Annotated in this window: 18 protein-coding genes; 13 read left to right on the forward strand and 5 right to left on the reverse strand. The window is 71.7% G+C overall.

Annotated elements, in window-relative coordinates; genetic code table 11:
* Together ADK55_RS26935 and ADK55_RS26940 are read left to right on the forward strand one after the other, a co-directional pair.
* On the forward strand, positions 1 to 1,395 hold the full coding sequence (locus tag ADK55_RS26935; protein WP_053682408.1) for a DUF1996 domain-containing protein: 1,395 nt from the start codon (positions 1 to 3) through the stop codon (positions 1,393 to 1,395).
* A 142-nt stretch (positions 1,396 to 1,537) separates the two neighbouring features.
* On the forward strand, positions 1,538 to 2,362 hold the full coding sequence (locus tag ADK55_RS26940; protein ID WP_053682409.1) for an RNA polymerase sigma factor: 825 nt from the start codon (positions 1,538 to 1,540) through the stop codon (positions 2,360 to 2,362).
* 149 nt (positions 2,363 to 2,511) lie between these two features.
* Here the strand turns inward: ADK55_RS26940 and ADK55_RS26945 are convergent, their stop codons facing one another.
* On the reverse strand, positions 2,512 to 3,735 hold the full coding sequence (locus tag ADK55_RS26945) for a PucR family transcriptional regulator (protein WP_234350264.1): 1,224 nt from the start codon (positions 3,733 to 3,735) through the stop codon (positions 2,512 to 2,514).
* A gap of 445 nt (positions 3,736 to 4,180) precedes the next feature.
* Here ADK55_RS26945 and ADK55_RS37980 point away from each other — a divergent pair, with 445 nt between their 5' ends.
* The 6 genes from ADK55_RS37980 to ADK55_RS26975 all read left to right on the forward strand — a co-directional run bounded on the left by ADK55_RS37980 (position 4,181) and on the right by ADK55_RS26975 (position 10,468).
* Positions 4,181 to 5,455 carry a hypothetical protein gene (locus ADK55_RS37980; RefSeq protein WP_159041559.1) on the forward strand — a complete coding sequence of 425 codons (1,275 nt, stop codon included), beginning with the start codon at positions 4,181 to 4,183 and terminating at the stop codon, positions 5,453 to 5,455.
* Positions 5,452 to 6,900, forward strand: coding sequence for an NADH-quinone oxidoreductase subunit NuoF family protein (locus tag ADK55_RS26955; protein ID WP_078999463.1), 1,449 nt, complete (start codon positions 5,452 to 5,454; stop codon positions 6,898 to 6,900). The genes ADK55_RS37980 and ADK55_RS26955 overlap by 4 nt, the downstream gene beginning before the upstream one ends.
* 145 nt (positions 6,901 to 7,045) lie before the next feature.
* Positions 7,046 to 8,122 carry an SCO0930 family lipoprotein gene (locus ADK55_RS26960; protein ID WP_234350265.1) on the forward strand — a complete coding sequence of 359 codons (1,077 nt, stop codon included), beginning with the start codon at positions 7,046 to 7,048 and terminating at the stop codon, positions 8,120 to 8,122.
* Positions 8,123 to 8,193: 71 nt separating this feature from the next.
* Entirely contained in the window at positions 8,194 to 8,790 is a 597-nt protein-coding gene (locus tag ADK55_RS26965) for a hypothetical protein (RefSeq protein WP_159041560.1), read from the forward strand.
* 260 nt (positions 8,791 to 9,050) lie between these two features.
* Positions 9,051 to 9,839, forward strand: coding sequence for a metallophosphoesterase family protein (locus tag ADK55_RS26970; RefSeq protein ID WP_053682412.1), 789 nt, complete (start codon positions 9,051 to 9,053; stop codon positions 9,837 to 9,839).
* On the forward strand, positions 9,836 to 10,468 hold the full coding sequence (locus ADK55_RS26975) for a uridine kinase family protein (protein WP_053682413.1): 633 nt from the start codon (positions 9,836 to 9,838) through the stop codon (positions 10,466 to 10,468). The genes ADK55_RS26970 and ADK55_RS26975 overlap by 4 nt, the downstream gene beginning before the upstream one ends.
* An 88-nt stretch (positions 10,469 to 10,556) precedes the next feature.
* On the opposite strand, the gene ADK55_RS26980 is transcribed toward ADK55_RS26975, so the two are convergent.
* A complete protein-coding gene (locus ADK55_RS26980; RefSeq protein WP_053682414.1) occupies positions 10,557 to 11,207 on the reverse strand; it encodes a ScbR family autoregulator-binding transcription factor in 651 nt (216 codons plus the stop codon).
* Positions 11,208 to 11,533: 326 nt separating this feature from the next.
* On the opposite strand from ADK55_RS26980, the gene ADK55_RS26985 reads away from it, so the two are divergent.
* Positions 11,534 to 12,331 carry a maleylpyruvate isomerase family mycothiol-dependent enzyme gene (locus ADK55_RS26985; protein WP_053682415.1) on the forward strand — a complete coding sequence of 266 codons (798 nt, stop codon included), beginning with the start codon at positions 11,534 to 11,536 and terminating at the stop codon, positions 12,329 to 12,331.
* 178 nt (positions 12,332 to 12,509) lie between these two features.
* Here the strand turns inward: ADK55_RS26985 and ADK55_RS26990 are convergent, their stop codons facing one another.
* Positions 12,510 to 13,430, reverse strand: coding sequence for a LysR family transcriptional regulator (locus tag ADK55_RS26990; RefSeq protein WP_053682416.1), 921 nt, complete (start codon positions 13,428 to 13,430; stop codon positions 12,510 to 12,512).
* A gap of 160 nt (positions 13,431 to 13,590) precedes the next feature.
* Between ADK55_RS26990 and ADK55_RS26995 the strand changes: the two genes are divergently transcribed.
* Positions 13,591 to 13,968 (forward strand): YybH family protein, encoded by a 378-nt coding sequence (locus tag ADK55_RS26995; RefSeq protein WP_053682417.1) that lies wholly within the window; start codon positions 13,591 to 13,593, stop codon positions 13,966 to 13,968.
* A gap of 56 nt (positions 13,969 to 14,024) precedes the next feature.
* Here ADK55_RS26995 and ADK55_RS27000 read toward each other — a convergent pair whose 3' ends face one another.
* Complete coding sequence (locus ADK55_RS27000) at positions 14,025 to 14,456, reverse strand: SMI1/KNR4 family protein (protein WP_053682418.1); 432 nt, start codon at positions 14,454 to 14,456, stop codon at positions 14,025 to 14,027.
* A 73-nt stretch (positions 14,457 to 14,529) separates the two neighbouring features.
* Positions 14,530 to 16,206: a sigma-70 family RNA polymerase sigma factor gene (locus ADK55_RS27005; protein ID WP_053682419.1), complete on the reverse strand. Its 1,677-nt coding sequence runs from the start codon at positions 16,204 to 16,206 to the stop codon at positions 14,530 to 14,532.
* A gap of 206 nt (positions 16,207 to 16,412) precedes the next feature.
* Here ADK55_RS27005 and ADK55_RS27010 point away from each other — a divergent pair, with 206 nt between their 5' ends.
* The 3 genes from ADK55_RS27010 to panD all read left to right on the forward strand — a co-directional run bounded on the left by ADK55_RS27010 (position 16,413) and on the right by panD (position 24,952).
* Positions 16,413 to 19,457 (forward strand): hypothetical protein, encoded by a 3,045-nt coding sequence (locus ADK55_RS27010; RefSeq protein WP_159041561.1) that lies wholly within the window; start codon positions 16,413 to 16,415, stop codon positions 19,455 to 19,457.
* Positions 19,458 to 19,569: 112 nt separating this feature from the next.
* Entirely contained in the window at positions 19,570 to 24,270 is a 4,701-nt protein-coding gene (locus ADK55_RS27015; protein WP_053682421.1) for a DEAD/DEAH box helicase, read from the forward strand.
* Between the two features lie 262 nt (positions 24,271 to 24,532).
* Positions 24,533 to 24,952: an aspartate 1-decarboxylase gene (gene panD, locus ADK55_RS27020; RefSeq protein ID WP_030870250.1), complete on the forward strand. Its 420-nt coding sequence runs from the start codon at positions 24,533 to 24,535 to the stop codon at positions 24,950 to 24,952.
* Positions 24,953 to 24,968 lie beyond the last annotated feature (16 nt).

Here is a 24,968-nt window from a genome sequence, read left to right on the forward strand (position 1 = left end):
ATGAGTCAAAAGGGCCACAAACGCCGCTTGCGGCCGACGCACAAGGCCCTCGCCATCGTGTCCGCCCTGGTCCTGGGCGGCGGCGGGGTCGTGATCGTCGCGCAGGGGGCATCCGCCGGGCAGGACTCCGCGCGGACGGCGCCGGTGACGGCCACCATCGACTGTCCCGACGTGGGCGACAAACTTCGCGCGGTGCCCGACCAGGCCAAGCCCGAAGTCGACGCCAAACTGGCGCAGTTGGACACGCAGATCGCCGACTCCTACAAACGCCTCGCCACCGGCAAGGCCAAGGGCGGCGCACTCCTCGGCGAGCTGAAGCAGAAGCGCGACAAGACCATCGCCGACATGTCGAAGGCGATCGGCCAGTCCGGTGGCAACGCCGGGCAGTTGCAGGCCCTCGGCGGCTGCGAGATGAAGCAGGCCGCGGCCGCCGACATCCCGGACGCGCCCGGAGCCCAGGTCGGCGCCCAGGCGGCAGCTCCCCAGAACCAGGCCGCCAAGGGTGCCAACGGCGGCGGGCCGGCGCGCAGCGACTTCGTCGCCATCAACACGGTGCGGCCGAACGTGGCCAACCCCGGCGCGAAGGCCGGCGGCTCCCGGGGCCAGCTGTCCGTGCAGTGCGGACGCAACCAGGAGAAGCACTTCAACCCCGACAACGTCATCGTCGCCCCCGGCGTGAGCAACGGCGCCCACCACATGCACGACTACGTCGGCAACAGGACCACGGACGCCTTCTCCACCAACAACAGCCTGGCCGCCTCCGGCACCACATGCACCAACGGCGACCAGTCCACCTACTACTGGCCGGTCCTGCGCCTTCGCGACGGACGCGCCGAGAAGGACGCCAACGCCCCCGGCGGCGGCCAGGACGCCAACATCGGCACCATCCTCCAGCCGAAGCAGGTGACCATCGACTTCAAGGGCAGCCCCGTCGCCAAGGTCACCGCCATGCCGCGCTTCATGCGCATCATCACCGGTGACGCCAAGGCCTTCACCAACGGCAACGCCAACGCGAACGCGTCGTGGAGCTGCACGGGCTTCGAGAACCGCCAGCTGAAGGACAAGTACCCGATCTGCCCCAAGGGCAGTGACGTGGTGCGCACCTTCAAGTTCCAGAGCTGCTGGGACGGCAAGAACACCGACAGCGCCAACCACCGCACCCACGTGGCCTTCGCCGCCGCCAACGGCGCCTGCCCGGCCGGAATGAAGGCCATCCCGCAGCTGGTCCAGCGGATCGTGTACGGAGTGGCGCCCGGCGCGAAGTTCGCCGTGGACAGCTTCCCCGAGCAGTTGCACAAGCCGGTCACCGACCACGGCGACTTCATCAACGTCATGAACAACAACCTGATGAACAAGGCCGTCCAGTGCATCAACGGCGGGCGCGCCTGCCGCTGAGACTCTCGGGGCGTCGCCCTCCTCCCACCCTCCCCCGCGTCGCCCCGAGAGCGGTGCCGGTCCGAAGCCGACTTCGGACCGGCACCGCCCTTTTTGCCGTCCCGAACGGGGCCCGCGGGCCCCGGAGCACGTGAGGAGCGACATGTCCGGCCCCTCAGACACATCCGGCCGGTCCCGCGCGCCCGGCCGGATCGGCACGTCCGGCCGCGTCGGCGAGTCCGATCGGGAACTCATCCGGCGGATCAGACGGTCCTGTTCCCGCGAGGCCCTGGACACCGAGGCCTTCGAGCTCCTTTACCGACGCCACCGCCCCGCGGCCCTCGCCTGTGCCCGAGCCTGTAGCCGGGCCCCGCAGGATGCCGAGGACCTCGTCTCCGAGGCTTTCCTGCGCACCCTCCAGGCCGTTCGCTCCGGCTCCGGCCCCAGGGACCACTGGCGCCCGTACCTGCTCACCGTCGTCCGGCACACGGCAGTCGAGTGGCGGGCCGGGGACGAACGCGTCATCCTCACGCCGGATGTCGAGTCCTGGTGCCGCCCCGGCCCCTCGGGGGGCGATCCGCAACGCCGGCTGGTGGACGGCGAGAACCGCCGGCTCGCCGCACGTTCCTTCCGCAACCTGCCCGAGCGCTGGAAAGCCGTCCTGTGGCACACCCTCGTCGAGGACGACTGCCCGCACCAGGTTCCCGTACTGCTGGGCATCACCCAGAGCGCCGTGACCTCGCTGGCCTTTCGCGCCCGCGAGGGGCTGCGCGAGGCGTACCTGGGCGCCCACGTGGACCCGGCCGACGACGCGCGCTGCCGCCACTTCGTCAGCCTGCTCGGCGCCGCGGTCAGGCGGCGCGGGGTTTCCCGCCGGCTCGCCCGCCACCTCTCGGTCTGCCGCTCCTGCGCCCGGGCCTACCGGGAGCTGAGCGACCTCAACACCGCCCTGCGCCCCGGCGCTCCGGGGGTGGCCGCACGCCTGTGACCCGGTGCTGGACGCGAAAGAAACCATCGCGAAAGGAACCGACGCGAAAGGAACCGACACCAAAGGAACCGACACGAAAGAAGCCGGCCCTCCCCCCGCATCTGCGGGGGGAGGGCCGGCTCCTTTCGTCGGGGGTGCTGTTCGGGGGGTTAGAGGCCGTTGACTCGGGCCATGCGTCCGGCGCCCAGTGGTGGGCGGAAGTCGGCGGTGACGACGCGGGCCCTGCGGGTCACTCGGGAGTGTTGGCGTCTGACCTGGGCCATGAGGCGCCTGCTGCGGAGGGCCATTTCGAGTTCGAAGCGGGTGCGGGGGTCGCGGAGTCCGGGGCCGAAGAGTTTCTCGAGTTGGCGCATGCGGTAGCGGACGGTCTGGGGGTGGACGCTGAGGGCTTTCGCGGCTTCGGGTGCGCCGCCTCCTTCGAGCCAGGCGAGGAGTGTGACTTCGAGTCGTTCGCTCTGGCGGGGGGTGAGGTCGGCGAGGGGGCGCAGCCAGCGGGTGGCGAGTGCGTGGGCGAGGGGTTCGTCCTGGAGGAGCATGAGGGTGGAGAGGTGGTCGTCGACGAACACGGCGCGTGCTTCGGGGCCGGAGCGGGTGGGGGTGAGGTTGAGCAGGCGTACGGCCCAGCGGAGGGAGGAGGCGGTGTCGCGGGGTGGGACGGGGTGTCCGACGGCGGCGAATCGGCCGCGCAGGGAGCTCTCGAGTGTGGTGCGGGTGTCCGGGTCGGGGGCGGGGACCAGGAGGCAGGGTTGGCCGTTGACCAGTCCGGCCAGGGCGTCGTCGAGGACGGCCGCGAGTTGCTGGGTTTCGCCGGGGGAGACCAGGGCGATGGCCCGGACGGAGGAGGGCAGCGGCCAGCGGGCCGCGCCGGCCAGTTCGGCCAGGGCTATTTCGGACATGGGCATGTCAGATGTGAGAACGGCGAAGAGCTCTCGCCGAGCACGTTCGGGCCCGAGCTCTCGCCGAGCACGTTCGGGCCCTGTGCTGAATCCCTGGGAGGGGACCGCCTTGAGCGTGGGCAACGAGCCGCCGCCGTGCACGTCCTGAGGGAAGAGCGCGTCCGCGTCCTGCTGCCGAGGGTTTCGGGCCGGCTCTGCCTGCCGGGCCGGCTGAATCTGATCTGCTGCCTCATCCTGCGGTGTTACCGACGGTTCGCGGTAACCGAGGACCGTGAGCAGGGCCGACTCCACGTGCTCTCTGACGATCTCGTCGTCGATGTCCTCGATGAGAGTGGAGAAACCGGGGATGTCGCTCCGCAGTTCCTCCACGATCCCCGCGGCCAGCGCGGGTAGTTCCTTTCGCAGGACCCGGGTCCATTCGCCGCGTGGGCGGGACCAGATGCGGTTCAGAAGTTCGCACATTGTTACCTCGTTCATGCCGGGGTATGGCCTGCCCCGTGGGAGGGTGACAAGCCTGTAGGGGCTGTCCTCCTCCCCGTCGACGTCAGTGCCGACGGGGGAGTTGAGCGCCTCGTACTCCCTCCAGGAGCATGCCAACCACTTGCAGTCCCGCGACCTTGCCTAGATTTTGCCAACGGGGAGGTGTGGCGGCGGACAAGGCGTGAACCTCGTTGCCGCCGCACCACTGGAAGGGAATCTTCCGGGGATGTTTGAGTCGATGACTGCGCGGGGGCCAGAAATTATCACGTTTCGATAAATCCCGTGGAGGTGCTGCGAAGGTCCACGATGCTTCTGCACTCCGGCCCCCGCTCCCGGCCGGCGAGGCACCATCTCCCGCCTGCCGCGGAGCAGTTCCGACGACAGTCCCCGGGCGCCGAGCGCGAGGTGGAGTGCTCGGAGCCCGGGCGTATGGGAGAACTACATGCCCTTGTCCACGCCTCGTACGCCGAGCTCACACCGGGCACGCAGCACCAGACGGCACGCCGGCATGGTCGCCGCCGCGGCCGCCGGGAAGCGTGCCCTGCGGCGACCGCCCCTGCTGTCCGCCGCAGGCGGCCCGCACCCCGGTGCCATCACCCTCGCGGCGCTGGCGGCCCTGGCCGCCATCGTCGTGATGGTGCAGGCCGGTGCCCTGAACGACTTCTGGAACTTCCTGGACTTCGGTGCGGGCGTGCTCTCGCTCGTCTCGCTGAGTTCCACCGTGCTGTGGGGCCTTGCGGCCACCGACCGGACACTGTTCTCGTCCGGGCACCGGCTCGTCGCCCAGGGCGTGCACCGCGGCCTCGCCGTGGCGGGACTCGGCTTCCTCGGCCTGCACATCTGGGTCAAGATCGCCAAGTCGCAGACGGTGGCCGCCTCCGCGGTCGTCCCCTTCGCGGACCCGGTCCAGCCCCTGCGCGTCGGGCTCGGCACCCTCGCCGGATACCTCTTCATCGCCGTGGCGGTCTCCGGCGCGGTCCGCAGCGCCTTCGCGACCAAGGGCCGCTCCATCTGGTGGCGGGCCCTGCACATGGGCGCGTACCCGGCGTGGGGAGCCTCACTGGTGCACGGACTCAAAGCCGGCCGCCCCGCGAGCGGCTGGGTGACCGTGGCGTACGGCCTGTGCCTGCTCGGCGTCGCCGCCGTACTCGTCATCAGGCTCCGTCGGCGACTGCGCTCCCTCCCCGCCCGGCCGCCGGGCGGAACTCCCCCGAGCCCCAAAGGCGCCAAAGGCCCCAAAGCCCCCGAGCAGGCGCCGCCGCGGAACCCGCGGCCCTTCGTGAGCCGCCCCGCGGAGTGGGCCGCGTCCCGACTGACCGCCCGCCTGGCCCGACAGTCGGACGAACTCCCGGAGTCCGAGGCCCGTCCCGACTGGGACCAGGAACCCGCACCGCGCGGCGCCGAACCGGCGCCCGCGCAGCCGTATGCGCCGCCGTACGCCCAGCAGCCGTCCTACCCCCCGCCGTACGCCGAGCCGTACGCCGAGTCGTACGGCCGGCGCTCGTACGCCGGCCAGGGAGCCGTCCCACGCACGGGCCCGGTGCCGGACACCCTCCTGATCCAGCGAGGGATGGCCGGCCCGGTGACGGCGGCCCGGCCGGAATCCCCACCCGAGCCCGAGTATCCGCAGTACGGAACCGTGTTCATCCCCACTCAGGCGCAAGTCACCACCGAGAGGCCCGGCGGGTCCTTCGACGGTAGCCGGGGGCGGCAGTGACCGATCTGCCGCGCCCGGCACTCGGCTGTGTGGGCATGCCCAGGCTGCTGGCGGGACTCGACGTCATGGCGCGGCTCGACCGCGCCGCCCACCTCTCCGTACACGGAGACCTGCCCCGATACGGGCTCGACGACCTCGTGCAGCTCGCCGAGGGCATCGACCTGCGGGGCCGCGGCGGGGCGGGGTTCCCGTTCTCCCGCAAGCTCCGCGCCGTCGCCCGGTCCGCCCGCGCGGGCGACGGGCGCTGCGCCGTCGTCGTCAACGCCAGTGAGGGCGAGCCGAGTTGCCTCAAGGACACCGCGGTGCTGCTGCACGTGCCGCACCTGGTGCTGGACGGGGCCCTGCTGGCCGCCGGCGCGCTCGGCGCGGAGGAGGTGGTCATCGGAGTGACGCGCGACGACGTCGAGCAGTCCTTGCGCGAGGCCGTCGCCGAACGGGGCCCGGCCGGTCGGCGGGTGCGCGTGTCCCGACTGCCCGAGCGCTTCGTCACGGGCGAGGGCACCTCCCTCATCAACGGCATCGACGGCGGCCCCGCACTGCCCAACGGGCAGAAGGTACGGACCAGTGAACGCGGGTTGAGCGGCATGCCCACCCTGCTGTCCAACACCGAGACGTACGCCCAGATCGCCGTCGCCGCCCGACTGGGCGTCGACGACTACCGCTCGGTCGGCACCGAGAAGGAGCCGGGCACCGTCATGCTCACCGTCGCCGGCGCCACCGCCGTCGAGGTCCCGCTCGGCACCTCGCTCGCGTACGTCCTGGAACTGTGCGGCACCGCCCCCGGCCAGGGTGTCCTGATCGGCGGCTACCACGGCCGATGGCTCCCGCCGGCGTCGGCGCGCCTGGCCGCCCTCTCCCGAGAGTCCCTGACCTCGTACGACGGGGTGCTCGGGGCCGGCGCGGTCCTTCCGCTGCCCGAGGACACCTGCCCCGCCGGCGAAGTGGCCCGGGTGACGCGCTGGATGGCCGGCGAGTCCGCGGGCCAGTGCGGCCCCTGCGCCAGAGGCCTGCCGTCGCTGGCCGACGCCGTGGACGCCCTCGTGGCCGGCGGAGGCGGGGCCGCCCTCGACGCCGTACAGGCCCGGATGCGCGGCGTACGCCGCCGCGGCGCGTGCAGCCACCCCGACGGAACCGCCGGATTCGTCGCCTCCGCGCTCGCGGTCTTCCCCGACGAGTTCCGGGACCACGCGCTCGGCAGCGGCTGCGGGCGCCGCGTCCTCGGGGCGTTGCCCCTGCCCGAGGACGAGAGCCCCGAACGCCTCGTCGTGGACTGGACGCTGTGCAGGGGCCACGGCCTCTGCGTGGACCTGCTGCCCGACGTCGTCCGCCTGGACGAGGACGGGTTCCCCGCGATGGCGGTGATGCCGGTGCCCTCACGGCTGCGCCCGAAGGCGCTCCGCGCCGTACGCCGCTGCCCCGCGCTCGCCCTCCGCATTCAGGAATGAGCAGGCGGTAGACAACCACCCGGAAATCGAGTTCAACGTTTGGCGCGATCTGACAAAATCCTTTGATTCTGAATTCAGTTGGCCCCACAGGCCTTATGAATAAGCCTGTAAGCGAAAACGCCGGGCTGGACCCGAAGGAGTGATCGTGAACAACAGGCATCGTGGGACGGCAGCCGCCGGATCGGTGATGGCGGTACTGATGCTGGCGGCGGGCTGCAGCGGCGGGGATTCCGACCGCGCGGTGGATTCCGTACAGCCGGCGGGCGCCGGTCAGGCCATCGGCAAGGGATATGACTCGGGAGCCGGATCGGGATCGGGAGCCGGATACGGAGCGCCCGGAACGGGCGCGAATCCGGCGGCCGGCGCGGGATCCGGGTACGGCGACGAGCCGGCGGCCGCGGCCAAGGCCGCCCCGGCGGGACAACTGGCCCTGCGGGACATCCCGGAGGTGGGCAAGGTGGTCACCGACAGCGCCGGAGCCACCCTCTACCGCTTCGACAAGGACACGCCCAAGCCCCCCAAATCCAACTGCGAGGGCGGCTGTGCGGCCACCTGGCCCGTGGTGTCGGCCGACGACGCCAAGGCCTCCGCCGGCATCGACCCGAGCATGCTCGGGTCGGTCGAACGGGCCGACGGCACCAAGCAGCTGACCCTCGGCGGCTGGCCCGTGTACCGGTACTCGAAGGAGGGCAAGGCCGGCGAGGCCAAGGGCGAGGGCGTCGGCGGCACCTGGCACGCGCTGGCCGCGGACGGCAAGAAGGCGATCGACAAGAAGGACGCCGAGCCGCCGAAGAAGGATGTCGAGCCCCCCAAGACCGGCGGCAACGGTGGAATGGGGGACATGAATTCCAATGAGAAAATCGAACTCGCGGTGGCCGCCAACGAGAAGCTCGGAAAGATTCTCGTCGATGCCCAGGGCCGTACGCTCTACCGATTCAACAAGGACAGTGCGTGGCCTATGAAAATTGGCTGCCTCGACGCCTGTGTGAACACATGGAAGCCGGCCCCTCCCGTGGACAAGGCCAAGGCCGCCGGAATTCCCGCCGGGCTGATCGGCAAGGTAAAGCGTCCCGACGGGAGCGAGCAGTTGACGATCGACTGCTGGCCGGTCTACCTGTTCACCGGTGACAAGGAGCCCGGCGACACCAACGGACAGGGCAAGCAGGGCCTCTGGTTCGCGGTCAACGACGCCGGCAAGAAGGTCACGACGACCACCGGCTGACCCGATCCGGAGCCGGAACCGGCGTCCGCGCCCCGTCCCCGTGCCCGCCCCGACCCCCCTGTGAGGGAGACGTGTCAGCTTCACCCCGGATCACCGCCCGCCACCTGGTGCCCTGTGTCGCCGTGCTGATCGCCTCGATGATGTGTGGCGGCTGCGCGGGACAAGGGAAGGCGCGGGCAGGCACCGACGCCCACCCGGCCGGCGCCGCCACCGCGGCCGAGTCGTCCACCCCGGCCGCCCCGCCCTCGGCGACCCCGGCCACGCCGGCCCCGTCGTCCACCGCCCGCCCCGCCTCCCTCGACCAGATCGCCGCCGCCCTCGACTGCCGACCCGAGATCACCGTCGACGCGGAGGAACTGAAGGAAGGAGCGTGCGGGACGGGCAAGGAGGGATTCCGGATGGCCACCTTCGCCGCGGACCAGGGTCAGCGGGCGTGGCTCGACGAATCCCGGGTGTACGGAGGCGTGTACCTGGTCGGAGAACGTTGGGTCGTGACCGCGGCCTCCGCCGAGGCCCTGGCACCCCTCCGGGAACGCCTCGGCGGCACCGTCGAGACCGGCTCCGGTCACGGCGCCTCGCACGGCACGGAGCACGACGCCTCACAGGGCCCCTCGCAGGGCGCGGAACACCCCCCGGGCCACGAGGCCATGAGCGGCGCGGGTTCCTGAGGCCCCGCCTTCCCGGGCGACCGCCGGGATCCGTCGCCCCCAGGGGGGCCGGAACCCGGCGGCCGCTCCGCCGAGCGGGGCCGGACGCGTCCCGCGAGGCCCCGGCCGACCTCCCCGGATCGTGCCGGGCCCGCGGCGCTCCGTCCCGCCGCACGGGTTCACGATGCGCCGACCGCTTCTCCCGCGACTCCTGTTGATCTATCGTCGGGAGCGATCGGCGGGATCGGCGTCACACGCACGTGAACTCGGGGAGGACGGCCATGGCCGACGACATCGGTACCCGCGTCGCCGTCCTCTCGGACATCCACGGAGTCCTGCCCGCCCTGGAAGCGGTCCTCGCCGAACCGGACGTGCGGGCCGCGGACCTCGTCGTACTCACCGGGGACATCGCGGCGGGGCCACAACCCACCCGGGTGCTCGACCTCCTCGGCGGCCTCGGCGAACGTGTCGCCCGGGTCGGCGGCAACGCCGACCGGGAACTCCTCGAATACCGTCGCGGCGACCGCGACGCCCTCCGCGACCCCGTCGCGCAATGGGCCGCGGAGCAACTGGGGCCGGACCACCTCGATCTGCTCGCCCGCCTCCCGCGCACCCTCTCCCTCTCCCTGCGCGGCCTGGGGAACACCCTGTTCTGCCACGCCACCCCGCGGGACGACGAGGAGGTGGTGCTGGTCGACTCCTCGCCCGACCGTTGGCGCGAGGTGTTCACCGGCCTCGACCCCACCGTTCGCACCGTGGTCCGCGGACACACCCACATGCCTTTCGTCCGCCTCGCCCACGGCCGGCTCGTCGTCAACCCGGGCAGCGTCGGAATGCCCTACGGGCGCTCGGGCGCCCATTGGGCGTTGCTCGGACCCGGAGTCGAACTGCGCACCACCCACTTCGACATCGAGTCCGCCATCGCCGGCATCACCCGGGACTCCGGCTACCCCGAAGCCGCCGACTGGGCCGACTACTTCCTCCACGCCCGCGCGACCGACACCGAAGCCCTCGACGCGTTCGCCCCCCGAGACGGCCGATCCCCCGACCAGCAGCAGGAGGCACCGTGAGCGAGCACATCTGCGACATCGACGCACTGGCCGAGGACGCCACCCGGGCCGCCGCCCTGCGGGACCGGCCGATCCTGCTGGGCATCGACGGACCGGGTGCGTCCGGCAAGAGCACGCTCGCCGCCCTGTTGGCCGAGCGGCTGGAGACCGCGGCCGTCATCCACGTCGACGACTTCCACCTCCCCTCCGCGGAGCGCCCCCGCGACTCCGGCGCCATCGCCGCCGACGTCGACCTCGCCCGACTCGAAACGCAGGTGCTGCGACCGGCGGCCACCGGGGGCACCGTCCGGTACCGACGCTACGACTGGGACCTGGACCGCCTCGCGGAGTGGACCGAACTCCCGCCCGGCACACCGCTGATCGTGGAGGGCGTCCACGCGCTCCACCTGCGGCTGCGCCACGTGTACACCTACCGGGTGTTCTGCGACGCCCGCCGCGAGGTGCGGCTGAGCCGTGGCCTGGCACGGGACGGGGAGTCGGCGCGCCACCTGTGGGAGGACGACTGGATGCCGGCAGAGGACCGCTACCTGGCCACCCACCGACCGCACCTGCGGGCCGATGTCGTGCTGAACAGTTCGGTCCACACGAAGGGGGTCGGTGCCCCCGCGTACGCGGTGGTGGCCCACTGACCTCCGGCGCACCCCACGGGCCGGCCCACTTCACGGCCCGGCGGCACGCGGGCCGGCCGGATCAGGCGGATCGGGCGAATCGGCCGGATCAGGCGGATCGGGCCGGCTGCACCGGAGCGGCCGTGCCGAGGAGGCGTTCGGCGCGGTACGGGGACGTGTCCAGCTCCGCGAGCACCCCGGGCGCGGCGATGCCGGGCAGGAGCAGATCGAAGAGGTTGGAGATCTCCCTGGACAGATCGGCGCCCGGGATCTCCTCGGTGATCAGCAGCACCCCGGTCCAGGCCCCGACGAGCAGCCGCGAGATCTCGCACGGTACGGCGTGTGCCAGCAACTCGCCGCGCGCCCGGGCCTCTTCGAGCAGTTCCTCGCCCACCGTGATCCAGTCGGGCCACCGCGTTCCGAACAGGCCGCGGGCCTTGACGTCCACCGACAGCCGCACCGAGGCGCTCAGCACGGGCTCCTTGGGCAGCCGATGCGCCAGGAGCAACCCCAGGTCCACCCACTCCTGGAGCTTGTGGGTCTGCGGGGTCAACCCCTCCCGGGTCACGGCCTCGTCGAGGACCGCCCGCGCCAGTTCCTCCTTCGAGGTGAAATGGAAGTAGAGCCCGCCGCGGGTGAGCGGAATGCGATCGATGAGGCCGCCGATCGTCGTCGCGTCGTATCCGAGTTCGTTGAACATCTCGGCCGCGGCCTCGACGATGATCCTGCGCGTCTGGATCGCGCGCTCCTGCCTGGCCACTTCACGCCTCCTGTGTGCACGGCTCGTCGGCGTCCGCGGGGCCTCACCCGTCACCCGCGGGGAAACCGACCGTGTGTCCGGTACAGTACCAGCGCGCCGAGCACCCCTCGGACCTCCCGTTGTCCCCAACAAGACTGCGGCGCACTGCTGTTGGATCGGTCGAGTGCGGCCACAGATGAACATCCGTGAGGACGACCGTGGGTGACGCACGGTCGGCGGCGGTGAGGTCCTCCATCAGTTCTCCGTGGTGGTGAGGGCCCGCCCGCGAGGGCGGCTGTAAAAAAAATCACTGTCCGATTGTCGGAACACAGTGATAGAGATTCGGGGTGACAAAGACACTCGAGTTCCCCGTTCTGCTGCGACTGATCGACGAACGATCGACCGCCTTCCGCGCCGCGGTCGCCTCCGCGCCCAGCCTCGACGTACAGGTGCCGACCTGCCCCGAGTGGACGCTGTTCGATCTGGCGCAGCACATCGGCGAGGGGCGCCGCGACTGGGCCGCCACCGTCGCCGCTGGTCCTGCTCCGGCCAAGTCCGCAGCGGAGGGCGCCCCGGCCGCGCCTCGGGAGCGCGAGGCCCTGCTGGCCTGGTTGGCGGAGTCCACGGAGCAACTGGTGGACGCGTTGCGGAAGGCCGGCCCGGATCGCGGTTGCTGGTCGTGGTGGGAGACGTTGCAGTCGCCGCACACCTCCGGTGCCGTGGCTCGGCACCAGCTCCAGCAGATGGCGGTGCACACGTACGACGCCCAGATCACCGTGGGTGCCCCGCAGCCGCTGCCGACCGAGGTGGCGCTCGACGGTGTCGACGAGTTCCTGTCCACCTGCGTCGCGACGACAAGTCCCTGGCCGCACAAGCCCGCTGCCATCGACTTCCACGCCTCCGAGGGCCGCTCCTGGCGCCTCTCGCTCTCCGCCGACGGCGCACGGACCACCCGCCTCCCCGGGCCCGGCACCGTACCGGCCACCGCTGCTGGCCAGGACCCGGACGCGGCCGACGTTTCCGCCCGGGGCACGGCCAACGAGCTGGTCCTCATCCTGCACAACCGTATCCCGTTCAACTCCGTCGAGCTCGACGGCGACCGAGGCCTCTTCGACCAACTCAGCGCCTGGGACCCGAATGAGTAGGACGTGACGATGCGCCCCTCGTACGCCCCGAGGCATGCCTCCCGCCAACGGCCACAACCATGCCGTGGTGGCCTCGGGGCCGCGGGGGGAGCAGACCGTCGCGGCTGCCGGCCTGGCGGCCGTCAGGATCTCGAACAGGTCCAGGGCGTCGTCGATCGACTTGGCCTCCCGGCGGCGATCACCGGACGGGGTCCCCGCCGGGTGGTTCCCGGCCGGCGTCGGACCGAAGGAACGCGCGGCGGGCGTGCGCGAGCAGTTCGCGGGTCGCGGGGCCGTGCGGGGTCTTCCAGGCCAGCGCGAGCAGGGCGGGCGATGTGACGTCGTCGATCGTGCGGGCGGTGAGCCGGTCGGCGTGGCCGGCGGCCATCGACTCGCTGAGGATGGCGACGCCGAGGCCGCGGACGGCGAGGTCGACGATGGCGTCGGCGGCCCCGGCCTGCAACGCGATCCCGATCCGGACGTCCCGCGCGGCGCACGCCTGGTCGAACACCGTGCGCAGACCCGTGCCCCGGGGCATGCACACGATCGGATGAGCACCCAGGTCGCGCAAGGTGACCCGGTCCCGCCGGGCCAGGGGGTGATCGAAGGGCACGGCCGCCACGAGCCGCTCGCTGATGATGGTGAAGGTGTCCAGCCCGTCGTGGGTGGCGGTGGACGACCCGACGAGAGCCATGTCGAGAGTGCCGTCGCGCACCCCGTCGATCAGCCGGTCGGAGTTCTCCTCCCGCAGGGAGATCTCCACCCCGGGATGCGCCCGGTGGAACGCGGCGAGCGCGTCGAACAGGGGTGTGACGGTGCAGCCGATGACCATCCCGACGGTGAGCCGGCCCCGGATCAGCTCGGTCACCTCGCCCACCGCCTGGCTGACGGCCGCCGCGGCGGACAGCGCGGCCCGGGCGTGATCGAGAGCGGCCCTGCCCGCGTCCGTGAGGGTGGTCGTGCGGGCCGACCGGTCGAACAGTTCGGCGCCGAGCTCGCGCTCCAGCCGGCGGATCTGCGCGCTGACGCCCGACTGGCTGATGTGCACCCGCTCGGCCGCCCGGGTGAAGTTCCGCTCATCGGCGACCGCGACGAAGTATTCCAACTGCCTCAGTTCCATGACTGTCAATTCTAGCTCTTAGTAGAACCAGCTGTTGGACTACTGGATCGGCTTCGGCCAGGCTGGAAGGTGTCGAGGTTCGACACCGAGCGCTTGACCGTCGAGCGCCCCAGTCGAGCACCCTCGTCGAGCGCATCAGGCATCGAGGAGTGAGGACGTCATGTCGAAGCACACGCCGGAGTACGAGAAGGCCATGCGCCCCGAGGACATCACCCGTCTGTTCGTCGAACGATCCAACGCCGGTGACGCGGCCGGGGTCGCCGCTCTCTACGAGGAGGACGCGGTGATGGCCTATCCGCCGGGCTCCCGGACCGTGGGCCGGGAGGCGATCCGCGCACTGTGGGAGAAGGTGCTGGCCGGCGGCCCCCGCTTCGAACCGGAGCAGCCGCTGCCGACGCTGATCAGCGCGGACATCGCCCTCACCTCCACCCCGCCGAAGGACGGGGCGGGCGCCCGCGCGCAGGTCGTCCGCCGCCAACCGGACGGCAGCTGGCTCCGCCTCCTGGACCAGCCCGAGTTCGTCCCCCCGACCGGCTGACCCACCCGACCGCCCCCTCGGCCCGACGCGGGGCGCCCGCCCCCCGATCGGGGGCGTCAGCGGTACCAGTCCTCACCGGGGCGGGACAGCGCGCCACGGAGGTACGTCTCCAGACGCGCCGCCACCCAGGTGCGGCTGTCGTTCTCGTGGTCCCAGACGAACACGTCATCGCGCTCGGGGGTGCGCACCGCGGCGAACTGGTCTCCGCCGCCGTTGTCCCCGAAGAACACGAGCGCGTCGAACGGCATGTACAGCATCCGGAAGTCCGCGCTGCCCCGGAACTCCGCGTTGGTCAGGCCGATGTGCTCCGCGCTCCAGACGACATCCGTCCCGTCCGCATCCACGACACCGTCGGACACGAGGAGCAGTTCACGCAGCGCTCTCGGAAGCGACTGCCCCAACGCAGCTTCCAGATCACGTAGTTCCCGCTCGGAGGCAGGGGCATTCAGCTCGGCGCCCTCGTACCGCTCCACGAACTCACGCCACACGGATCCTCCAGGTTCACGTCGTCCACGCCATCGTCATCCGGCGCCACACCGGGAGGCAGGCGCGGTCCGCGGTTCAGTCGGCCACGTCGTGGACCTTCCGGGGTCGGGCATCGTCGCTTCGGAGGGCCGCCGCGATCGGGCGCCCTTCGAAGAGGACCCGGAACCATTCGTCCTCCAGCAGTACCGTGACGGTCACGCCGCAGTACTGCATGCCCACGTGGATCGTCTGCCGGTTCACCATGATCTGGCCGCCGGTGTGGACCTTCCGGGTCACGTGAAGTCCGTCGGCGAGGTCCGCGGGTGCATCCGCGGAGGCGGTGCTCGACTCGACCACCGGGGGCGGTGGGACGACGGCCGGAGGAGGAAGGTGCTCCCCGATGCGCCCAAGCAGCTTTGCCACGGCCCTGGATTCGAGCTGGCGCACGCGTTCTCTCGTGACTCCGAGAGTCCGGCCTATGGCGTCGAGGGTCAATTCGACCCCTCCGTCCAGCCCGTGGCGCAGGGTCATCAACCGCCGCTCTCGTTCGCTGAGACAGTCGAGGAGAACACGGACCTCCTCCGGAGACAGGTTCCGGTAGTCGGCTTCGGGTTCGGCCCAGTGCGGCCCGCGGATGCTTCGGTCCGCCTCCGCGTGCAGGGCGTCGTCACCGATCGCCTCGGTCAGCTCCTCGAGCGGGACGGTGTGGCGCAGGTGTGACAGGAGTTCGGCCGCCTTGTCCGGTGATATCCCCGCACGCGCGGCCACCGCGGGGAGGGCGTCGACCGGAGCCTGGTGTCCCAGCTCTCGCGCGGCCTTGTGGAGAGCGACCACCATGTCGTGCGCGTACACCGGAAGCCTGACCGTGCGACTCTGGTCGGCGATGGCCCGCCGGATCGCCTGCTGGATCCACTGCACGGCGTAGGTCGAGAATTTGAAGCCCTTGCCATGGTCGAACATCTCGATCGCGTGAACCATGCCGACGTTGCCCTCCTGGATCAGGTCCATGAGGTCCAGCCCGCGCCCGCTGTATCTGACGGCGATGCTCACCACCAGTCGCAGGTTCGCGTCGGCGAACGCGCCGAACGCCTGCTCGCCGAGCAGGGCGACCTGTTCAAGCTCGCGTCGCGACTTCGGGGAGATCGTCCCGCCGGTGGTGTCCAGCCGCTCGCGCGCCAGAAGTCCCGCCTCGATGGCCCGGGCCAGTTCCACCTCCTGCGGCCGGGAGAGCAGCGGGTACTTGCCGATCACCTTGCGGTAGTACGTCAGCGAGTTGAATACGGGTCGGCCCGCGGTGGAGTCCTCGAAGGCCGATTCGGCGGCGTCGGAGGCGGCCCGCGGCGGGGGCTCCGGCGCCGATGCGGAGGGAGGCCAGTCCGGGTCCAACGATCGTGTCGTCAGCGCGGTCAGGTCCAGCCGGCTGTCCGGACCCAACTCGATGGTGAAGCGAGGGCCTGGCGCCTTCTGGGTGGGTATGCCGGGGAGTCGGGTGGCGGGCGGCGTCTCGTGCGCAGTCCGCCGAGCCGCCGGGCGGTCGGGGTCGGGAGACGCCACAGGCCCGCCGGCCGGCACGCCGAACGCGGCTGCCACGTTGGCCGGAAGCGTGACGCCTTCCCGTGTGACCCGGCTCAACGCCTCGACGAGCACGGCCTTGTCCGTGCCGACCAGCAGTCGCCGCAGCGCCATCAGAGTCAGTACGCGCTCCGGACCCGCTGCCGCCAGAAGGTCCGCGTGCAACGCGGACGGGCTTCCGGTCTCGACATCCGTCGTCATGGTCGTGCCCCCCGATGTGCTGAACAGCAGTGCGGAAACCAGCTCGCTCCCATGCAACCACCCGCCACTGACAACGCGTCACATCCGTCGGTCGCGTTCCACCGCGGTCGCGCATTCCCTGTGGTCCCGGCATCAAGGAATGGTAGAAAGGTAAACATCAACCGGTATGTACTGCAAGGAAGTACATACCGGTGGGGGAGGGGAACATGCTGGTGGATCCCGCGCGGTTGCTGGACGACTGCGAACGGGCGTGGCGCGAGGCGGGAGAGCCGACGGCCGTCGGCGAGACGGACCCGGTCGTCCGGCGGATCGCTCTCGTCGTTGAAGCGCTGGTGGCCCACGCGCTGCTCGCCGACCAGTCGGATCTGCCGCCGGACCTCGTGTTCGCACGCTGGCCCGCCTGCACGGTCCACGCCGTCGCACTCGGCGAGCAGGGGCATTCGCCCGGTCTCGCACGGTTGCTGTCCGACGCGCGGGAGCGCGTGATCGCGGCTCGTCCCGCACTCGACCGTCCTCGCGGCGTCCCGAGCGCACCGACGCACGACGCACGTTGGATCGAGGCCGCGCAGGAGGCGGCACGCTCACTGGGCTGGACCTGGCACCCGTGGACCGCCGCGGATCCGACGCACACTCCCGCCACTTCCGCGGGCGATCCCGAACCCTGGGCCGCGACAGCCGCGCCGGAACTCCGCCTCGGGCTCGACACGGGCAGCGTCCTGCTGACCCTGCCCGGCAACCAGGAGGCGTGCGCCTGGCAACTGGCCGCGGACGGCGAGTCGTTCACCGCGTCCCCGCCCCACTGGGTTCTGCCCGGCCCGGTCCGGCGCATCGAGGCCACCGACCCGGCGGGAGCCGCCCACGTGTCGGTCGTCGTCGACCCACACACCGCCCTGCTCGCTTTCGCTGCCGACGGCCACCTGATTCCCCTGGACGAGCCACTGCCCGCGGCCGATGTCCACCTGCTGCACGTGGGCACCCTGGAATCGGAGGGAACTCGGGTCGCCGCCGTGGAACTGCCCACCCCGTACGGCTGGAGCGGCTGGACCCTGAGCAAGGTCCGCTTATCGGGAGTCAGGCGCCTGCGTACCTCCCAAGCCGCCCCGGAGGGCTGGTTGGACGTGGCCGTCGGACGGTCGCTCGGTTGGGAGGGCGGCGCGACACTCACCTGGCTCACCAGCGAGGACGGAGCGCCGGTGTGGCACCGCCCGCCCGCGCTGCGACTGCGACGCCTGCCGGGCGAGCCCGAGGCGCACCACTGGCAGGTCGAGGTGCGCCGCCCTGGTCACCAGGAGCCCCTGGCCTCCCTCACCGGCACCCCCGGCACCCTGGTGGACCCCTGGCAGAACGTGCCCGGCCCGCTGCTCGGCCCGTACGAACTCCTCGTCCACAGCCCTGGTCGCCGGCGCGGCCGGCGCCGGCTCAACGCCTTCCTCGCCGAGGGCGTCGAGGTCACGCCCTCCGCCGAATGGCGCCTGCTCGCCCCGCACGGCGGACTCGCGCCCGCGCGGCTCGACCTCCGCACCGACCGACCCGTCACCGCCTCCGAGAGCGCCGTCCGGTTGGCCCCGCACGAGATCTCCAGAAGGCTCGTACTGAGTGACGGAGCAAGCGCGTACCAGGTCCAAGCCCTCGTCCCGCACTCCGAAGTCCGCCTGGAGCTCGACGGCCGCCCGCTCTCCTGGTCCGTCAGGCCGCTCGACATCGACGCGGTCGACCTGGCACGGGACAGCGCCTTGACCGTACGCCTGCCGGAGCAGGCCGTGGCGGTGACTCCCGAACTGACGCTGGTCGTCGAGGGCGCGACCCTGCACACTCTGCGGCCGGAACGCCGCACCCGGACCCGCAAGGGCGACCTGCGCTATGCCCTCGCCGCGTTGACGGACACCATCCGTGACTGTGGCAAGGCCGAGCTGCGGCTTGCGGTCGCGGGACAGAGCGTCCACGTCGGAACCGTCCGCACGCAGTCCATCGCGGAAGACGTCGTACCGGACGGCACCGGCCTACTGCTGAGGGGGCTGCGCCACCCGGGGGAACTGACCGCCCGGCTCCACCCGGTCCTCGCCCCGTGGCAGCAGCCGCTGACCGTTCGGGTCGACGAGAGCGGCCACATCCCGCTGCCCGCCGCCTGGCAGTCGGTCGGCCCGCTCGTGGTGACCCTGCGCGCGGGAACCCGCACGTCCGGCGTCGCACCCACCTGGCCCCGCCTGCGCGACCGCGACACCCTTGTGCTGCGCCGTCTCCGCCGGCCGTCCGCGGTCACGGACGGCTCTGCCGCGGCCACGACGACGGAGTACCTCGGCGGCCGGGAAACGCTGCCCCGAGGCACCGACGCCATCCCCTACCACTGGATCGTCGCCGCCCGCGGCCGGGACCTGCGGGCGTGCGGGGCGAAGGAGACCGCACAAGCCGAGTGCCTGCACGCCCTGGGGGACGCCGGCCCCGACGCTCTCGTGGGGGCGGCCGACTCCGCTCTGCGCTCCGGCGAGCTCGCCGCCGCCCTGGTGGGCAGCGGCCTGGCCGCCCTGCGGATCCGGGAGGTCACGAACCCGGCCGCCGTACGTCCCGTGTGGCGGCGGGCTCCGCTGTGCGCGCTGCTTCTCACGGCACCGTTGCTGCCGTACCTGTCCGACGACCCGGCGTACGAGGCGGGAGAACTGTACCCGGATGAGGCGGAACTCCTCAGTGAGGTCGGGCAGTTCCTGGGTGACAGTGGTCCCCGGCTCCTGGCCGGCCACGAGGATCCGAGCCGTACCGTGGGCCGGTTCGACGCTCACGCCCGCGCTCTGGACGAGCTCCCCGAGATTCAGCAACAGGCCGTGTGGCGCACCGCACGTGTCGTGCCGCGCGGCCTCCTGGACACCGACACCCGAGCCGACGCCGCCTGGCGGGCGTTCCGCGACCGGCGCACCCTCCAGTCCTACGCCGTGCGCGAGGAATGCGGCGACTGGCTGGACGCGGTCGCGATCTTCCTCGACGACGGACACCACCTCTTGGCGCGGACGTTCCGCGACCGCGGACCCGGCCCGTTGCACGGCCCCCAGGAGGCCTGGATGCGAGTGCCCCAATTCTCCCTCGGGTGTGCCCTGATCGCACGGCTGGCCGCCGCGGGAGACGCGCGGGCCGCCAAACTGGAGCGGGGACTCAGGCCGTTGTGGACGTCCGTCGCCGCCCACGCGCCCGAGCTCACCGCCGTCGACCTCGCCCTCGCGGAATGCCTGGTCACCGCGGAGGCCGTGCGAGCCATCGGCTGAGCCCGGCCGGAGACAGCCGTCCCGGCCGGCGCGGACCAAGCCGCACCGGCCGGCGGCAGCCGTGCCGCACCACCACACCCTTCCCGCCCGCCGCAGCCCTGGAGCCAGCCCGTTGCACAGCCTCGACCCGCTTGCCACGTCCGCACTGATCAGCGACACCTACCGTCGCTATCTGCGCTCCCTGCTGCCCCTGCGTGAACCCCGCCTCGCCGAGGCCCTCGCCCACGCCATCGACACCAGCCCACTGCTCACCAAGGGGCCTCTGCTGGAGGCCACCCCCGCCTACGCCCCGGGCGCCACCCTCGACGAGCTCATCGGCGAGGGGGTACTGGATCCGGCGTTCCGGCAGTTGACGGGACCCGCCCTGCCCGCCGACCGCCCCCTGTACCGCCACCAGGAGCAGGCCCTGCGCAAGGCCGTGGCCGGACGCAACCTGGTCGTCGCCACCGGCACGGGCTCGGGCAAGACCGAAAGCTTCCTGCTCCCCATCCTCAACACCCTCGTCGCCGAACACGCCCGCGGCGCCCTCGGCCCCGGCGTCCGCGCCCTGCTGCTGTACCCGATGAACGCACTGGCCAACGACCAGATGAAACGTCTGCGCCGACTGCTGGCCGCGGTCCCCGACATCACGTTCGGCCGCTACACCGGCGACACGAAGGACGACCCGCGCCGCGCCGCCGACACCTTCGAACAGCTCAACCCCGGCGAGCCGCGCCTGCCCAACGAACTGCTCAGCCGCCGCGAGATGCGCGCCAAGCCGCCCCACATCCTGCTCACCAACTACGCCATGCTCGAGTACCTGCTGCTCCGTCCCCAGGACATGGACCTCTTCGAAGGGGAGCACGCGGGCGGCTGGAGGTTCATCGTCGTCGACGAGGCCCACGTCTACGACGGGGCACGCGGCGCCGAACTGGCCATGCTGCTGCGCCGGCTGAAGGACCGGGTGGGCCGAGGCCACGACATCCAGGCCATCGCCACCAGCGCCACCGTCGGCGCGGAGGAGAACCCGGCCGCCGTCACCGCCTTCGCCCAGGCCCTCTTCGACGTTCCCTTCCACTGGGACGCCGACGATCCGGCCGCACAGGACCTCGTCACGGCGACCCAGGTGGGCGCACCCGACGGCCCGCACTGGGGGCCGCTGCCGACCACCGAGTACCTGCGCCTGGCCGCCACGGCCATACCCGGGCCCGAGATCGTGTCGGCCGCGCGCATGAACGGACTGGCCACCACCACCCCGGCGGCAGCCCTCGCCGCCGAAGCCGGGACAGCCGCCCTGCGCCGCGCCCTCGCCGATGGGCCCCGGCCCGTGAGCGAGATCGCACACACCGTCTTCCCGGACGACCCGGCGGGGCCGGCCGCCGTCACCGCGCTCATCCGGCTCGCCGGCCGACTGACCGACACCGACGGCGCCCCCGTGCTCTCCGCCCGATACCACCTCTTCGCGCGCGCCACCGAAGGCGCCTTCACCTGCCTCGACCCGGCCGGCCCCCACCTCGACCTGGCCCGCCACGAGAGGTGCCCGCACTGCGCACGCCCCTCCTTCGAACTGGGCGCATGCCGTCGCTGCGGTGCCGTACACCTGCACGGCACCCTTGACGGGCCGGGTGGACGACCTCGTCTCGTGCACCGAAAGTCCCCTGACAAACCCCACACCTGGCTGCTCCTGGACGGGGACGCATCGGGCGCGGGCTTCGACGAGGACGACGAAACCCTCGGCGAGGGTGCCAAAGGCGGTCTCAGCGAGCGCCGGCTGTGCACCCGCTGCGCGACGGTGCACACCGCCGGAACGACGGCCTGCACGACGCACGGATGCCAGGGCACCGAACTCCGCCGCGTCCACCAACTCGACACCCATGAGGGAACCCCGGCCTCCTGCCTCGCCTGCGGCGCCCACGGCCACGGCATGATCCGCCTCTTCGAGACGGGCAACGAGGCCGCGGCCTCGGTCCTCGGCACCACCCTCTACCAGGCGCTGCCCCCGGCGCCCGACGGTCCCGCCGCCATGCTGCCGGGACAAGGCCGCAAACTCCTGTTCTTCAGCGACAGCCGGCAGGCCGCCGCGTACTTCGCCCCCTACCTCGAGGACTCCTACACCCGCATCCAGCACCGGCGCCTGATGATGCAGGCAGCCCTGAAGGGCTGCCCCGGCCCCGACGAGCCGCTGCACATCGACGATCTCGTGGCACACGCGGTCCGCGCCGCCGACCGAGCCGGAGTGTTCCGCCGCAACGACTCCCGGCAGGCCAAACAGCGCGAGGTCGCCCTGTGGGTCATGCAAGAAGTACTCAGCCTCGACGACCGCCAGTCACTCGAAGGCCTCGGCCTGCTCCGTGTCGATCTCGACCGCGAGCCCTTCTGGCAGCCCCCTTCGGTCCTGACCTCCCTCGGCCTGACGGATGACGAGGCCTGGCAGCTGGTTCAGGAACTGCTGCGCACCGTACGCAACCAGGGCGCCCTCACCATGCCCGAGGAAGTGGACGCGGGCGACGAGGCGTTCGCCCCGCGCCGCGGGCCGGTCTGGGTCCGCTCCAAGGGCTCCGACGCCACGCGCAAGGTGATCAGCTGGTTGCCCAGCGCGGCCGGCGTCTCCAACCGCCGCGTCGACTACCTGGAGCGGGTGCTCGACGCACTCGGCCACGCGGGTGACCGGCGCGGCGCGGCGCTGGAGACACTGAGTCGCCTGTGGAGCGACCTCACCACCGGATATCTCGCCGACTGGCTGCCGGGGGAGGGTCAGGCCGGAATCGGCGTGGTCCGCCGGCTCGACCACGCATGGCTGCGACTGCGGCCCGTCACCACGGAAAGCGACCCCCTCCACGCCTGCGACCGCTGCCGCCGCGTCGTCCCCGTGTCCGTACGGGGAGTGTGCCCCACGCTGCGCTGCACCGGCCGTCTCGACGAGTACAAGCCCACCACCGAGGCGGACGGCCACCTCCGCCGCCTTTACCTCACCTTCGACCCCGTCCCGCTGCGGGCCCAGGAACACACCGCGCAGTGGACCGGCGAGAAGGCCGCCGAGATCCAGGGCGAGTTCGTCCGCGGACAGATCAACGCCCTTTCCTGTTCGACCACTTTCGAACTCGGCGTCGACGTCGGTGACCTGCAGGCCGTCGTCCTGCGCAACATGCCCCCGTCCACCGCCAACTACGTGCAGCGGGCCGGACGCGCCGGGCGGCGCGCGGACTCCGCCGCCCTCGTCCTCACCTATGCCCAGCGCCGCCCCCACGACCTCGCGCGGTACGCGGAACCCCAGCGAATGATCGCCGGGGAGGTCCGAGCCCCGATCGTCCCCGTCGACAACGTCCGGATCGACCGCCGCCACGCCCACTCCATCGCCCTCGCCGGCTTCTTCCGCGCCATGAAGGAGGAACGGGGCCGCATCTGGCGTACGGCAGGCGAGTTCTTCCTGCCCGACGACACCACCGGTGAGATCGCCGCCCACGCGGTACGAGACTGGCTGACGCCCGCCCCGGAAGGCGTCACCGCTTCGCTGCGCCGGGTTCTTCCCGAGAGCGTCCAGGACGAGATCGGTGTGGAATCGGACGCCTGGGTCGACGAACTGGACCGTCTCCTGCGGGCCGCGCAGCAGATCCTCGATCAGGACGTCACCGCCTACAGCGAACGCCGCGACCAAGCGGTTGCCACCCGCCAGTACCGGCAGGCGGAGATGTATCAGAAGGTCATCCACAACCTGACGAAACGCGACCTGCTGGGTGTCCTCGCCAACCGCAACGTGCTGCCCAAGTACGGATTCCCCGTGGACACCGTCGAACTGCGCATCCCGCAGGACGGCGGTCCCGTCGCCGGGCAGCTCGAACTCACCCGTGATCTGAGTGCCGCCGTCCATGAGTACGCGCCAGGTGCGGAGATCGTGGCGGGCGGCCGGTTGTGGTCCTCCGCCGGCGTCTACCGCCTGCCCGACCGCGAACTGGTGAGCCGCCACTACGCCGTGTGTGGCACGTGCGGGCGCTACACGGACGCAACCGAGCCCCTGGACCCCACCTGCACCGCCTGCGGCGCGCCGTCCACCACCGCACCGCGTCGCTACATCGAACCCGTCTACGGTTTCGTCGCCGCGCGCGGGGCTCAGCGCAGGCCAGGGCAGGTCCCGCCGCGCCGGTCCTGGCACGGCGACGTCCACATGTGCACCGACACCGCCGACGTGCGGGACGGGACGACGGCCTTCACCTCCGGTCACACCACGGCCTGGTCGGCGGGAGCACGGGGCGAGATGGTCGTCGTCTCGGATGGGCCGGGCGGCGCAGGCTACGAGATCTGCGACTGGTGCGGCTGGGGCCGTCCGCACGCTCGGGCGGGGAACCGCCGTGCGGGCCATCCGCATCTGCTGAAGGACACCGACTGCACCGGCCCGCTGCGGGTCGTCTCCCTCGCGCACCGCTACCAGACCGATTTCCTCCAGATTCACCTTGACCCGCTCACCGCCCTGTCGGCACCGCAGGAACGCCTTCGTTCCGGCGTCTACGCCCTGTTGGAAGGCGCGGCCACCCATCTGGAGATCAGCCGTGACGACATCGACGGCACGGTCCACACGGGGATCGACGGCATGCCGTCGCTGCTGCTCTTCGACACCACACCGGGCGGCGCGGGGAACGTGGTCCGTATCGGGGATCGTCTCGAACCGGTCGTCGCCGCCGCACTCGCCCGAGTCGGCGCCTGTGAGTGCGGACCGGAGAGCAGCTGCCACGCATGCCTGCGGACCTTCCGCAACCAGGGTTTCCACGAGCTGTTGAGCCGTCGTGAGGCCGTCGCGCTCCTCGATGCCCTGGCGGGCAGGACCGCGGCTGAAGGGTAGGCCCGTCACGGCGACGCCGGCCGTGGAGGCCGCCGACGGTCCTCACCCGGTCCGGCGTCGTCGTCCCGGCCGCGGGGAGAGCCGACCCGGCTCCCTCGCGGTTCGCCTCACGACGCGTCAGAAGAGCGGGCAACCGGTCGGCACGAGCCCCGAGTGATCGGACCCGGCACGGGTGACCGGATCCGCGAGTCGTTGTACTCTCCGGAGACCGCCCTTGACCTGCGTGAAGCAGGCAGGGAGCAGACAATCAGGGAGTTTCTCCATGCTTCGTACCATGTTCAAGTCCAAGATCCACCGGGCCACCGTGACCCAGGCCGACCTGCACTACGTCGGGTCCGTCACCGTCGACGCCGACCTGTTGGACGCGGCCGACCTGCTGCCCGGGGAGTTGGTCCACATCGTGGACATCACCAACGGCGCGCGGTTGGAGACGTACGTCATCGAGGGCGAGCGCGGGTCCGGTGTCATCGGGATCAACGGCGCCGCCGCCCACCTCGTGCACCCCGGGGACCTGGTCATCCTCATCAGCTACGCGCAGGTCGAGGACGCCGAGGCCCGGGTGCTGAAGCCCCGCGTCGTGCACGTGGACGCGGACAACCGCATCATCGAGCTGGGTGCGGATCCCTCCGCGCCCGTACCGGGAACGGATCAGGAGCGCAGCCCCCACGCGGTTGCCGTCTGACGAGGTCGGGAGTCGG

Origin of the sequence: Streptomyces sp. WM4235 (assembly GCF_001279725.1) — a bacterium.
Classification (GTDB): domain Bacteria; phylum Actinomycetota; class Actinomycetes; order Streptomycetales; family Streptomycetaceae; genus Streptomyces.

Excerpts from the sequence above, each read along its gene's own strand:
- ADK55_RS26940 (WP_053682409.1), top strand. The coding sequence starts at position 1,538 with ATGTCCGGCCCCTCAGACACATCCGGCCGGTCCCGCGCGCCCGGCCGG.
- ADK55_RS26970 (WP_053682412.1), top strand. The coding sequence starts at position 9,051 with ATGGCCGACGACATCGGTACCCGCGTCGCCGTCCTCTCGGACATCCAC.
- panD (WP_030870250.1), top strand. The coding sequence starts at position 24,533 with ATGCTTCGTACCATGTTCAAGTCCAAGATCCACCGGGCCACCGTGACC.
- ADK55_RS37980 (WP_159041559.1), top strand. The coding sequence starts at position 4,181 with ATGCCCTTGTCCACGCCTCGTACGCCGAGCTCACACCGGGCACGCAGC.
- ADK55_RS26945 (WP_234350264.1), bottom strand. The coding sequence starts at position 3,735 with ATGAACGAGGTAACAATGTGCGAACTTCTGAACCGCATCTGGTCCCGC.
- ADK55_RS27005 (WP_053682419.1), bottom strand. The coding sequence starts at position 16,206 with ATGACGACGGATGTCGAGACCGGAAGCCCGTCCGCGTTGCACGCGGAC.
- ADK55_RS26935 (WP_053682408.1), top strand. The coding sequence starts at position 1 with ATGAGTCAAAAGGGCCACAAACGCCGCTTGCGGCCGACGCACAAGGCC.
- ADK55_RS26990 (WP_053682416.1), bottom strand. The coding sequence starts at position 13,430 with ATGGAACTGAGGCAGTTGGAATACTTCGTCGCGGTCGCCGATGAGCGG.
- ADK55_RS26995 (WP_053682417.1), top strand. The coding sequence starts at position 13,591 with ATGTCGAAGCACACGCCGGAGTACGAGAAGGCCATGCGCCCCGAGGAC.
- ADK55_RS27010 (WP_159041561.1), top strand. The coding sequence starts at position 16,413 with ATGCTGGTGGATCCCGCGCGGTTGCTGGACGACTGCGAACGGGCGTGG.